The sequence below is a fragment of the Faecalibacterium sp. Marseille-Q3530 genome (assembly GCF_017377625.1).
GTDB classification, from domain to species: domain Bacteria; phylum Bacillota; class Clostridia; order Oscillospirales; family Ruminococcaceae; genus Faecalibacterium; species Faecalibacterium prausnitzii_E.
Map to the genome: position 1 here is coordinate 146,899 of NZ_JAFREH010000004.1, position 12,697 is coordinate 159,595.

The following is a 12,697-nucleotide window of genomic DNA, read 5'->3' on the forward strand; positions in this document are numbered from 1 at the left end:
TTCCACAAAGTCTGTTACCAGTTCATCAGGCCGTAGCCCTTAATACTTTGATAATTCAGGTCATAACTTTTGATCTTGCAGGCATCGCCGGAATTTCCCTCCACCGTATAAACACGGCTGCCATCCGTACCGATCACGATACCCACATGGTCTGCTGTCCCATCCAAATCCCAATCAAAGAAAATTGCATCTCCGGGAGCCAGATTGTTATAGCCTCTTGCACCCCATTGTCCATGAGACTGGAACCACGGAACGCCCTGCCACTCACAGCCTGCAAAGCGCGGCTCACTTTTTCCAGCCTGGTTATAGCACCAGGATACAAAGCAGGCGCACCACTCCACGCGGCTGTCAAAGCCATACCAGCTCCAATAAGGATAGCCGCCCACATTGCCGACCTGACGCTTGGCCAGCTCCACCAACTGCGGATTTCCGGGACGGGTTCCATTTACAAACTGTACACCGGTCAAGTCCTCGGAATTGCTCATGTCAGGGGAACCGCCGCCAAACAACAGCGGCTTATTGCCCATGGTCTGCCGGTAAACCTGATACATTTCCATCTGCTCCGGGGTCAGTAACTCCGACGCCACAGCGGAAATGGGCTTGCTGGTGAGTTTCACATTCAAAATGTAATACTCATAGGGGACTTCTTCTGAGGTGGTCTCGCCGGTCTCCGGGTCGGTGGAGGTCTCCGTGCGGTAGCGAATCTCCACTTCCTCAGTAAGCGTCAGCTGATACTGTGCTGCAAACACACGCGCCAGCTCTGCCTGAGCGCTCTGCTGGGTGTAACCTTGCAAGACGGCAGACAGAAATGCTGCCAGCTCATGAGGGTCATGGCCGATCATACCAAGGTCATAGCGATACTCGTCATACCCTGGGTGGCTGCTTTCAATGTTGTCGATTTCCTCCTGCAACCGGACTTCTCTGGCTGCATAATCTGCCTCCACTGCCAGCATTTCCGGGTCATCCGACGGATAAGTGGTGCCGGAGAGAACGGAACCGATGCTCTGCGCCATCATGGAGCAGGAGGACATGGTATTCATCAGCATACAGGTAATGAGGAACAAAACCCCTGCCATCAGGAAACCCTTCTTGTGGCGCACGACGAACGCCCCTGCCTGCTGTGCCTTTTCTTTCACCGTCCTTGCGGCTTTTCCGGTTTTGGACGCAGCCTGGGCGGTATTTCCGGCAGTCTGACCGGCGTGTTTGGCGGCGGCATACTGCCTTTTGATGGCCTGCTTTTGCTGCCAGCGGGAAAGAGGGTTGCTGGCAAACTGGGGATTTTCCTGCAAAGATTTCTGGTACAGAACATTTACATTTGCCTTTTCCAGTTGACGCTCTGCCTGGGCTGCTTTGCGGTACGGCTTCAGCTTGTGGCTGCGATAGCCCTCCCGCACCAGATAAGCGCCGGTCTCCACCGCTTCCTCGGACTTGTGGGCGCTTTCCACGCCCACATTGTTCTGCTCTGTTTCCCGGATCTCTTTGTGGAGCTTGCCTGCGACCAGATGGACGGGAGCTTCCCTGACTCCTTGAGAAACTTTGGAAGGTGGCTTTTTCTTGTCCTCAAAGGTCAGCTTCGAGGTCTTTTTTCCGGTATCCGGGTCAATGACCGTCTGCCTGACCTTTTTCTTTGGGATATTGGCCTGCGCCTTATCTGCTCTGGCCGCAGCTTTCTCCGCTTTACGGATTGGCTTTTCCAGTGCAGGGTCAGACCGTTCCTCATCAGTAAAGCGCAGACGCGGTTCCTTATTCAAACCATTCTCCCAGCATGAGGGAGGACATCATGTAGTGCAGCTCTGCATAAATGGCCATTCCCACCGGATCGTTGAACATACAGCCGGACAGGTAGGCATAAAACTGTGCCACCACATCGGACAGGATCTTCGCTTCGGTTCCTTCCAGAACCAGACCACCCATACCTTCCTTGGCACGGATGGTGCTCCAGACCTCTGCCAGACGGAGCAGCCCCACCTGACCGGTCTCATTCAGTTCGGCTGCCTGATCTGCCGCCGTGCGGCACTCACTTACCGCATCGGCCATGACTGTAAGCAGCTGGCTGCGCTGGGCATTTACCGCCCTGTCAAAAAACATCAGCGGATTTTTATTCAAAATGTTGGGGTTCATCATCATTCATCCTCCTTCTTTTTCAGTTCCTGGGGTTTGGTAGTCATAATGCGGTACAGCTCGGTATTCTTCGGGAAGTGGTCCACGAAAGGCAAAATTGTGGAGCCATAGAACAGCAGGCCCTCGCCCTCACCGGAGTGGGTCACATAGCTAAGCTGGTGCGTTGAAATGCCCAGCTGCTTGGCAAGTATCTGACGGTCTCCGCCTGCCTGGTTGAGCATATACACGAAGTCGGAATTTTCAAAGATGTTCTCTACCTCGCGGCTGCTCAAAAGGTCTTTGACATTCTGGGTGATACCTGTCGGAATACCGCCCCATTTTCTGAATCGCTTCCAAATTTCCACCGTATAGGCGGCGGTCTGCTCTTCCTTCAAAAGCAGGTGCATCTCGTCGATGTAGTAACGGGTGGACTTGTGGGCGGCACGGTTGATGGTAACGCGGTTCCACACCTGATCCTGTACCACCAGCATACCGATTTTTTTAAGCTGCTTGCCCAGTTCCTTGATGTCGTAGCAGACAATCCGGTTATCAATGTCCACATTGCTCTGATGATTGAACACATTCAAAGAACCCGTTACATAGATTTCCAATGCCGTTGCAATGTACTGAGCTTCTTTTTCTTCCTGCTCCCGCAACAGGTTATAAAGGTCCTCCAAAATCGGCATATTCTCCGGCTTCGGGTCATTGAGATATTCGTTGTAAACCAACCGTACACAACGGTCAATAATGGTTTTCTGCACCGGCTGCAAGCCCTCCTTACCGCCCACGATCAGCTCACACAAGCTGAGGATAAAGTCAGACTTGAGTGACAGCGGGCTTTCATCATCCGAATAGTCCAGATTCAGATCCATCGGATTGATATAGTTGGTTGAAGTAGGTGAGATCTTGATGACCTGCCCATGCAGACGCTCAACAAGAGGTGCGTACTCCGCTTCCGGGTCACAGATAATAACATCATCACTGGTAAGCAAAAAGCAGTTGGCAATTTCTCGTTTTGCGCTGAAGGACTTACCGGAACCCGGCGTACCCAGAATCAGGCCGTTGGGGTTTTTCAGCAGCTTTCTGTCCACCATGATGAGGTTGTTGGACAGAGCATTGATGCCGTAGTACAGAGCTTCTTTCCCGTTCTGGAACAGTTCCTGCGTAGTAAAGGGCACAAAGATAGCTGTGGAACTGGTGGTCAGTCCTCGCTGAATCTCAATCTGATTGAGACCCAGAGGCAGACAACTCATCAGCCCTTCTTCCTGCTGGAAGTCCAGCCTGGTCAGCTGACAGTTATACTTCTGGGCAATAGAGCCTGCCTGAAAGATGTTGTTGCCAAGCTGACGGGGATTGTCCGCTGTGTTCAGCACCAGAAAAGTCAAAAGGAACATTCTCTCGTTGCGGCTCTGCAAATCCTGCAAGAGTTTTTTCGCTTCACTGCCGTAGGTAGCAAGGTCAGATGGAATGATGTCCATGTCGTATCCGGCACGGACTGCTTTTTTCTGTTCCTCGATCTTGCTGCGGTCCAGGTCGGTAATCTTTCGCTTTACCGTTTTGATGGCTTTCACCTGATCCACCGACTGAATGTGCATACTCACAATGAGCGAGCTTTCCATATCCAGAAAATCAGCCAGCAAACGGTCATTCAGTTCCGGTGCGAGAATCTGCAAAAAAGAAACAGTCCCGTATTTCTTACCCATACGGAACTGCTTGCCGGTGCGGAACTCAAAGGAGCTTGGTGCAATAAAATCCTTTGTGGACAGACCGGAAGGAGCCAGCCAGTCCCATTCAAACTGAAACGGGAGTTGTTCATCCATGTGGAATACCGCATGAAGCTGAAAAAGCCTTTCTTTACCGTCCAGCGTTCTGGCAGCCACACCAAGACGCTTGAAGTTATTAAGTATATCGGTCTCAATACGCTCCAGACGGGGCTTGGCGGCTTTGATGCTGTCCGCGTCGATACCAAAGGTCAGGTATTTGGTCTTGATGAGACCGTTGTTACCTCTGGCCAGCTGATTTTGCAGCATTGTGGTGTATTCCTCGCGGATACTGTCAAAGGCGTCCCTCTGGGGCGGGATGGAAATGGAGTTAGCAAAGGTCTCCTCCGATGCCGCAAGGTTCAAAAAAGACAGCTGGAAATGAATCGAGCTGTCAAAATAATTGAGGAAATCACACCACCCCTCAAAGATTGCCGTCTTATCTTCGTTTTGGGAGAGCTGATAGTTGATGTCCTGAAACTGGATGGTCTTTGTGTAGTGGCTGTCCGATACGCGGCAGATTCCGTCCGGCCACATCCGTTCATAAGGGATACTGTCCTGCGCAGATTTTCCTTTTTTGTCCGTGCGGTTAGCGCGGGCAATGGCCGCTTCGATCTGCTTCTTATCGGCACGGGACAGTTTTTTCTTTGTCTTTACCGGCTGCACAGTTTTTTCCTCGGTTTTTCCGAACATCCGATGCAGCCATTTTTTTATTGCGGTGAACAATGTCATACACCTCCTTATCGAGCATTTCCTGCCGCTTTAATACGGCATAAAAGTTGTTGGTCTGGTAAGGTCGCTGCTTTGGACGGATCACAGCTACTTTGAGAATGTTGCCCACGATCTTTTCCAGGGGCTGTCCATGCTTTTCGTACATAGCCAGCATAAAGAAGGGCAGCATAACCAGCATCATACACATAGCCGCTACACTGTTTCCGGTAGGTTTTCTGAGCAAAAAGAAAAGCGGTACGCCAATAAGTGCTCCGCCCGTGAAGCAGATAAGCTGCCGCTTGGTCAGATTGAACATGACCTTTGTTTTGACTTTTGTTAAGTCCTTGGGTACGGGTACATAAGCCAATGTGGAAACCTCCTTCCGTTTTAGTGCGCCTGAAAGACTGATTTGGCGAGACTGCCGGTTTTGAACAGCGTAAAACATAGCAGTACAGTGTAGCCCACGCAGCTCCAGATTGCCATGATGATGTCATCTTCCATAGCGATGTTCTGCACCAGCACAGCATAAATTGCCACGCAGACGATAATGAGAAACGCCTGAAAGCCCAGTGCCAGCAGGGATCGGAGGTAATTCTGTCCCATACCGCCCCATTCTTTGCCCATCATTGCAGCCATTGGAACGGGAGCCACCGAAGTTACAAGGTAGATCTCGATCATACGGCCATAAATAACGATAAAGATACAGATATACAACGCCCACATGGTAATGCCAATAAAGAGGGATTGGAACCACAGTCCGAACAGCGGTCCCAAATCCATTTCCATCAGCCTCGGTTCCAGATCGGTCATAACTGAGGAAATGTCAATGGACGCATCCGAATTGATAATCCCTGCCGCCTGCGCCACCACGCTCTGCGCCATATCAAAGACGCCCATCACGATATTCCATGTGTTTGTGACAATGAGGATGGCGGCAGCTGATTTGAACATCCACTTGAAAATCATCCAGGTATCCACATCATGCAGGTTGTTCTTGTCTGCAATCATCTGGATCAGGTCTACGGTCATCACGATAGCCAGGATCACACCTGCAATCGGCACCATGATGGAGTTGGACAGATTCTCAATCATATTGAAAATACTGCCATTCCATCCCTGTGGGGTCTGTCCTACCTGTACGGATATATCCGCGACCTGTTGGTTTACACTGTCAAACATCCCCGAAAGGTTGCTCATAATACCGCCCACCAGCATTTCTTTCAGCCAATTCGTCAGGGCTTCAAGTAAGAAATCCATACGGTGTCAACCTCCTTTCCGCCGCCCCCGCAGAGCTGCGGGAGCGGCAAGGATTTCATGCAGGAACGCTTAGACAGAGAACAGCCCGGAGAGCAGAGGTACAAGAACCATGCCGACTACGGCTACACCGGCGCCGGCCATGAGCTGCTTCATGCCCTGAGATTTGGCGCCAGGGTTGTCGTTGCCGTAACCTTCCAACAGGTTGATGACACCCCAGATACCAAGACCAGCGCCCAGAGCGATAACGAGAGTCTGAAGAACGGTAATTGCCTGTTCAAAAAATGCCATAAATAATATTAGCCGGAATCATTTGAATGATTAGTTAGGTTTGTTTCATAAGCGCACAAAAGCCGGAACAATCTGCCCTCTATCTATGAGAGCCTGATTCCGGCTGTCCTCCTTTTTCATTATTTTGTTGATGATTGCCCGCTTTGTACGCCAATGGCCTCAACAGAGGCAGTTGCGGCAAATAGATACGATCACTCCTTTCTCAGCGGAACCGTATTACACGCCCTCCGTGTCTACTTCATATACATCGCAGACCTCATCAGTCTTGAGTTTTAGTCTGGCAGACAAAAATGCTTCAATATCAAAGGTATTTCGCTTGTCTGCATCAGCTGTGTATTTGAAATTAGGGTGTCTGGTAATGTCATACTTGTCTGAAAGAAACGGACGCACACCGCGCAACTGCAAGATGCACTTGCCGCCATCCATAACTGCCAGCTCGTCCTGGCTCATCAGCTCTTTTCCCAATTTCTGATAGTTAAGCGAGTGGGAGGTCTCCCGTCCCCGGCTCTCTCCGGTGTTGTAAGTGTCTATGGTCTCCTTTCCCAGAACAGCCGCCAGCTCTTTCAGCGTTGTTGGCTCTTTGCCACCCAGGAAGATGGAAGTATCCATATTGCCGATGATGGTATCGGCATTATCTTTGTAAATTGCCTTGAGCTGGCTCTGTGCCTGCAACACCAGACAGGCAGAGATTTCACGGCTTCGGATGGTGGCCACCAGCTTTTCCAGCTTCGGAATCTGCCCGATGTTGGCACACTCATCAATCAGACAGCGCACATGAACTGGAAGCCTGCCGCCATACACATCGTCGGCCTTTTCACAAAGCAGGTTGAATAACTGGGTGTAGCACATGGAAATGAGAAAGTTAAAACTGTCATCCGTATCACTCATAATGAGGAACAGAGCCGTTTTTCTGTCTCCCAGCGTATCCAGTTCCAACTCATCGTAGGATGTAACCTCGCGCAGCTCCGCAATATCAAATACGGCCAGACGCGCACCGCAGGAAATCAAAATCGACTTAGCGGTTTTTCCAGAGACGAAAAGTCAAGGACTTTTTCATCAAATCCAAAAAGAAGTCACATTTTGCGGACTTCCTCACGGAGCAGACGCTTGATTTTGTCCTCCATCGTCTCTTTTGCGGTCTGGCTGAAATGGACACGGACGATATATGTGGTCTTGCCGATCTGCTTTCTGACAGTCGGGCAAGTGGCGGTGTTGGTTGCGGTATTGTTCATTCAAAATCCTCCTGTAAATGAAAAATGCCCGGTGACTGTTCATCATCGGGCGGTGTCGGTATGAGGGAACAAGGCAAGGCGGCAACATTAAGGTATCTATAAAAACCTTGCCGTCTTTGCCACGCTTGCCGTGTTCCTGTTGTCAGTCTCGGAGATAGCAGACCCATGCTGTGCCGTCTTTCTCGGTCACAAGCCTGTACCCGATACGGCTCTTTGCCGTTCTCATGGTGCGTGAGGAAATCCCACGCTCATTGACCATCTTTTCCAGCTCTGCGCTCGGCATACGCTTTCCGTCTGCCAGCAGTTCCAATATCAGTGCTTCTGCCTGTGCGGTCTTGCTTTCCGTCTTGGCTGTGTCTGTCCCGGCAAGAAGCTCGTCAGCGGTAATGTCATAAGCTCCTATCCACGCAAACCCTTTCTCGTCTCCCAGAGAAAAGGCAAGGGACTGTCCGGGCGGCGCAAGGGAGCTTTTCTCATGGATAAGTACCCTTGTTGTGGGGCTGTCCTTCAGCTTGCCGATAAAGAGCAGACTGCGGACTGCCGCCGTAATGTCGATAGACCCTAATCCCCGGTAGGTGCTTTGCGTTCCTGCGGCTTTGTTGAGGTGTCCGATCAGCACGATAGCGCACCCGGTAGCCTGTGCAATGTCTCCCAGACTGCGGAATATCGGGCGCACCTCGTTTGCCCGGTTCATGTCCACATCTGCGCCCAGAAACGCCTGTACCGGGTCAATGATAACCAGCCTTGCGTTGTTTTCCCGGATTGCCCTTGCGATGCGTTCATCGGCAAGGGTCAGCGGTGTGTCTCTATCGTCAATGACAAGCACTTTTTCAAGGTCTGCGTCCGCTTCCATCAGCCGGGGCTTAACGGTATCGCCCAGACCGTCCTCGGCGGTCTGATAGATGATATTAAAAGGCTCAAGTGTCTCCATACCGGGTAAAGGCTTTCGATTGGTGCAAGCCGCCGCAAGGCGCATAGCAAAGTAGGTCTTGCCCTCGCCGGGGTTGCCCTGTATAATCGTTAGCTTTCCAAATGGGATATACGGAAACCATAGCCAATCCACGCTCGTCAGCTCCACATCTGCCATGCGGAGCATGGGAACAGGCTGGGCGGTGGGCAGCTCTCGCAGCGTGATTGTCTCGGCTATGAATTTGCGGCTGGGAATGTCCCCTTGCTGACGGAGAACATCGTTCCAGTCTTTCCTTGCCGGGACAAGGCGAATGACGGCGATCTCGCTGGGAATGTCCTGCGCCAGTCGGAAGCAGGCTTCACCTCCTGCGGTGTCGCTGTCAAGGCAGAGGAATACTTTTCGGGTGTCCTTGCGTTCAGAAAGGAAACGGTCAAGGGCTTTGCCCGAAACGCCGCCCAGGGCAAGATAGCTCCTTGTCTTCCAGTCCTGCGGATAAAGGCAGATGAACGATAACAGGTCAATCGGTGCTTCAAAGACAAAGAGCTGGTTGCCGTTTCCCTCGTATCGGAACGGATAGGACTTGTCAGACCCGGTAATATCCTGTCTGAATGTGTCTGCCGTTCCTCGCACATGGGCGTATCTCGGCGTACCGCTTCGGTCTCTGCCGACAAACACAACATTGTGCCGCTTTGCGTCCTCGTAAATATCCCCGGAAAGAAGAAAAGTCTCAACAAGCGTTTTGTTGAGACCTCGGCTTTCGCAAAGATATTGAATTGCTCTGTCGGCTGTTCTGTTGTGCAAGGGCAAGTGGAACGCTGTGGGCGGTGCTGTGGTGGCTTCGGTCTGTCCCTCGCCGTTTTCGCCTGTCAACATCTGAACAGCTTCGGGAAAGGACTTGCCGTAAAACTCCATGACGAAATCAATGGGATAGCCGCCCTTGCTCTGGCTGTGGCGAAACCACTTGTTTCCCCGGACGGTCAGGCTGTCATGTTCTTTCCAACGGTATTCCCGTCCGCTTTTGATAAGTGTCTCTCCCTGTGTGCGGAGAAAATCTTCCAGACTGACGGCGTTTGCCCGGTCAATCTGTGCTTGGGTGTAATTCATCGGGATAGTTCCTCCTTTTTCTGTCGTGTTTGGGGTCGATTTTGGAGCTTTTGTTCCTCTGTACGCTCGTTAAATCGGGCGGCAGTATCTACGCATGACTTGACCTTCCAAAGGCGGTGTAAATCGTCTCTGACAGCCTTAAACTCGCCATAGGTGGTTTCGTGCGCCTGTTCCAGCTCGTCATACTCGTCGGACAGCTTTTTCATATCCACCTTGCCGTCCGGGAACTCCCTGGTCAGCTTTCGTCTGGCGGCGTAGAACTGTATCAGTTCCGCTTCATGCTCTGCCTTGTACTTGGCTCTGGGCTTCTCAAACTTGATTTTCTGCAAGCCGTCATAGACAGGCTTCAAGTTCTGGAAAGCAGCGGAGCTGTCATAGAGCTGCTTGATTTCTTTCATTCGTGCGGTCTGCCTGTCCAGCGTTTTCTTCAAGCTCTCTGTGGTGGAGCTGTGTTCATTGACACGGCTTTCCAAATCTTCAAGGTTGTAAATGCCGTTTGCCCGGAGATAATTGAAAGTCTCGTTCATCTCCTTTAGGTTGCTGATTTTGCCTTTCTGGGAATAAGCCCCGGCTTTGCGCTGGGTGTAGTAGGCGTTCAGCAGAGAAACAAGGTTGGGTGCCTGCGGCTTGGCAAGCTCCGCTTTTGCTTCGGCAATCCAATCAAACAGGAGAGCGATTTTCTTCTTGATGTCCCGGATAACGGCATTGGTTGCTCTGATCCAGCGGTTGAACTCGCCTTTCTCGGTGCGTATGCCTTTCTTCTCCATTGCCCGGACGGTTGCGCCCTCATGGACGGTGGGAAGAAGCTCCACGCCCTGACGCTCATAGCTTCGGTGGTCGATACGAACATCAAGCCCTTTCTCCGCAAACTTGGCGTTGCATAGTTCCGCCCATGTCTGCCGCCAATGTTCCAGCGTTTCGGGACTGCCCCAGTCGGTAGTGGGAACGGCGTTGAACACAAACTTTCCGTCTGCGTCTCGGATACGGTTGCCGTCCTCGTCCAGCTCATACACCCGGCGTTGCTTTAGTCCCCATTTGCCGTTCTGCTCGATGGGGCGGATGGGGCAAAGCACATGAAAATGCGGGTTTGGTATGCCGCCGTCCTCCCGGTCTGGCTGGTGTACGGCGAAGTCAACCACCATGCCACGGCTCACAAAGTTCTCCAACAAAAATTGCCTTGCAAGAGCGATGTTTTCCTCAAGGGAAAATTCATTCTGCAAGGCAATGTCAAAGCTGTATGCAAGCTGGGCGTTCTTTCCACGCTCGGCTTTTTCCACGGCGTTCCATAGGGTCTGGCGGTCTGCGTATTCTGGCGGTGCATGGGACGGCAGGAGAATATCGGAGCAGATCACGCCGCCCTTGCGGGTGTAGTCGCTGTATTCGCCGTAATACTCGCTATACAATCGCTCCCCGGCACGGTAGGCGGCAGAAGCAATAGCGGACTGTCCTGCGCTTCGCTTAGTCTGCGTGACGCTCAGATGAAATAGTGCCATCGGCTTTCAACTCCTTTTCTCTGTTTGCTTGGCTGATATGGGTAATCGCCATGTGACGGACGGCTCGCTGGACTTCGGACAGGGAAAAGATGTGTTCCATCAGCTCTGTCATTTCGGTGCGTGTGAGATCTTTGACCTCCGGGGCAAGGCTCTCAATCGTGCCGCCCAGATTGCAAAGGCGGTGGGTGCGCTTGGTGCGTTCACCTTTCTCCAGATACTTCTTTCTATTCTCCAGACGCTCCAACTTGTGCTGTTCCTGTGCAAGCTGCGTCTCGGCTCGTTCCTTTTCGGTTCGGAGCTGTTCAAGGGTTTTCGGTTTTGTCATTGTGATTGACCTCCTTTTTTGATTTTTGGGATAAAAAAAGACCGTCAACTTTTCGCACATTGCGACCAGTCAACGGTCAGTTTTTCGGTATTCAGTTTTTCAAACTTGCTGGCGGCGAACAGCATTTCATGCTGTTTGCGGACGGCAAGTACACAGGGGATAGCCGCATAAGCGGCGCAAGGGAGTGTAGCTCCCTTGACGGAACAAAGTGACGCAACATTCTCGGTCGGGCAGTTTTCTTCTGCTGACAGAGAATGAAGCTCCGCAGGACGCACGAATACTTCCGATAGGAGAGTATAGAAGTGCGCCCTTTAGTTCCTAAAGGGATTTTATCAGTTCGTCAAACTGGAATTTGTAGTTATTCTAATTTTTCAAATTCAAACTTTTTGTGGCATTTAGGACATTCTTTAGGGAACGGTCGATATCCAACAAGTGAATGCCCACAATAAGGACATTTTACCATCACCAAATGATATACAATGCCAGCTATAATAGTCAAAAATCCTATCCAAAGCCATAAATTTAGCTTATAGTCCTGTGCTGTCACTGCTCCGATAGTTGCAAAAAATATTCCTGCTCCAATCACTATCCAGGATATTATTAAATTTTTCTGCGGATTCTTCTTTTTCATAGCAAGCCTCTCCATAAATTCCGATTTGTTGCTCACTTTTCGTATTCAAATTATACCATAAAACTTGTGAACAATTCTACCGCAACTTTGGAATATATGAGAAAAGTCCGGACAGTTTTCTGCCCGGACTTCCTCGCTCAATCATAAATCAATTCCGCTTTCACAATCTCCTCTGCCTGTGCCTTGCAAGCGTTCATCTGCCGCACCCATTCCATTTGATTATCGGCTTTCAGTTGCTCGGTCACGCCGTACTGCTTTGCCAGTTGCGGCACGATCAGCTCCATTCGGTTTTGTGCCGCTTCGTCAATCTCGGCGCAATGCTCAAAGAGCCTATCGGATAGCACCAGCTCATTGAACAGTATCGGGCGGTGCATTTCCAGATACGCCTTGCGGAGTCTGCCGTAGTGTCCGAGGGGCTTTGTCTTGCGGATAATGATGTTCGGGATAAGATAATCACCGTTCTGTGTGTAAGTGATATTCATGCTGTTTGTACTCCTTTCATCGGCTCTCTCTGCGGTAAGCTGCTGACAGGGACGAACACGCCCTTTGCAATGTCCTCTGCACGAATGGCGGCTTTCTTAGCTTCGATTTCTGCCTTTTTCCGCTTCTTGATTTTGTCCTCGTATCGCTTCTGCGCTCCGCTGGCTTTCCGCTTCAAGTAGTTCTGATGAAGCCTGTCTTTGCGTTCCTCACGCTTGTGGATTTCCTCTAATTCCTCCGGGGTAAGCTCCACTTCGCCAAACGCAGGGGGAACGAAATGACCCACGAAATTGAAGTAAATCTCGACCTCCTGTGTGGTCTGAATACTGCCCTTGCGGTCACGCTCATGCACAAGGATTTTCTCAATAAACTCATTGAGCATGGCAATCGTCAGCTTGTCGAAGTT

At 51.0% G+C, this 12,697-nt stretch carries 13 protein-coding genes and 1 pseudogene; all 14 read right to left on the reverse strand.

Translation table 11 applies throughout. The features are described from left to right. Positions 1-14 precede the first annotated feature (14 nt). Entirely contained in the window at positions 15-1,751 is a 1,737-nt protein-coding gene (locus J3350_RS05825) for a CHAP domain-containing protein (protein WP_207686011.1), read from the reverse strand. Then, complete coding sequence (locus J3350_RS05830; RefSeq protein WP_044024583.1) at positions 1,744-2,127, reverse strand: DUF3851 domain-containing protein; 384 nt, start codon at positions 2,125-2,127, stop codon at positions 1,744-1,746. Before J3350_RS05830 ends, J3350_RS05825 begins: the two co-directional genes overlap by 8 nt. Beyond that, a complete protein-coding gene (locus J3350_RS05835; RefSeq protein ID WP_110436572.1) occupies positions 2,124-4,526 on the reverse strand; it encodes a VirB4-like conjugal transfer ATPase, CD1110 family in 2,403 nt (800 codons plus the stop codon). The genes J3350_RS05830 and J3350_RS05835 overlap by 4 nt, the downstream gene beginning before the upstream one ends. Beyond that, on the reverse strand, positions 4,483-4,938 hold the full coding sequence (locus J3350_RS05840; RefSeq protein WP_004798062.1) for a PrgI family protein: 456 nt from the start codon (positions 4,936-4,938) through the stop codon (positions 4,483-4,485). The genes J3350_RS05835 and J3350_RS05840 overlap by 44 nt, the downstream gene beginning before the upstream one ends. Positions 4,939-4,958: 20 nt before the next feature. After that, positions 4,959-5,828, reverse strand: coding sequence for a VirB6/TrbL-like conjugal transfer protein, CD1112 family (locus J3350_RS05845; protein ID WP_207686012.1), 870 nt, complete (start codon positions 5,826-5,828; stop codon positions 4,959-4,961). Positions 5,829-5,897: 69 nt separating this feature from the next. Further along, positions 5,898-6,116: a Maff2 family mobile element protein gene (locus tag J3350_RS05850; RefSeq protein ID WP_003525154.1), complete on the reverse strand. Its 219-nt coding sequence runs from the start codon at positions 6,114-6,116 to the stop codon at positions 5,898-5,900. 216 nt (positions 6,117-6,332) lie between these two features. Further along, positions 6,333-7,148: pseudogene (locus tag J3350_RS05855) on the reverse strand (VirD4-like conjugal transfer protein, CD1115 family); the annotation flags it as partial. A gap of 41 nt (positions 7,149-7,189) precedes the next feature. Continuing rightward, positions 7,190-7,348, reverse strand: a complete 159-nt coding sequence (locus J3350_RS05860) for a transposon-encoded TnpW family protein (RefSeq protein WP_006428300.1) — start codon at positions 7,346-7,348, stop codon at positions 7,190-7,192. Between the two features lie 142 nt (positions 7,349-7,490). Beyond that, positions 7,491-9,362 (reverse strand): AAA family ATPase, encoded by a 1,872-nt coding sequence (locus J3350_RS05865; protein WP_207686014.1) that lies wholly within the window; start codon positions 9,360-9,362, stop codon positions 7,491-7,493. Further along, positions 9,359-10,855: a MobQ family relaxase gene (gene mobQ, locus J3350_RS05870; RefSeq protein WP_207686015.1), complete on the reverse strand. Its 1,497-nt coding sequence runs from the start codon at positions 10,853-10,855 to the stop codon at positions 9,359-9,361. Before mobQ ends, J3350_RS05865 begins: the two co-directional genes overlap by 4 nt. Continuing rightward, positions 10,821-11,180 carry a DUF3847 domain-containing protein gene (locus J3350_RS05875; RefSeq protein WP_102287169.1) on the reverse strand — a complete coding sequence of 120 codons (360 nt, stop codon included), beginning with the start codon at positions 11,178-11,180 and terminating at the stop codon, positions 10,821-10,823. Before J3350_RS05875 ends, mobQ begins: the two co-directional genes overlap by 35 nt. Positions 11,181-11,538: 358 nt before the next feature. Beyond that, positions 11,539-11,811: a hypothetical protein gene (locus tag J3350_RS05880; RefSeq protein ID WP_173858621.1), complete on the reverse strand. Its 273-nt coding sequence runs from the start codon at positions 11,809-11,811 to the stop codon at positions 11,539-11,541. Between the two features lie 137 nt (positions 11,812-11,948). Beyond that, positions 11,949-12,293, reverse strand: a complete 345-nt coding sequence (locus J3350_RS05885) for a TnpV protein (protein ID WP_055182593.1) — start codon at positions 12,291-12,293, stop codon at positions 11,949-11,951. After that, the coding region (locus J3350_RS05890) for a DUF4368 domain-containing protein (protein WP_207686016.1) at positions 12,290-12,697 on the reverse strand (408 nt) is incomplete at its 5' end. The genes J3350_RS05890 and J3350_RS05885, both read right to left, overlap by 4 nt.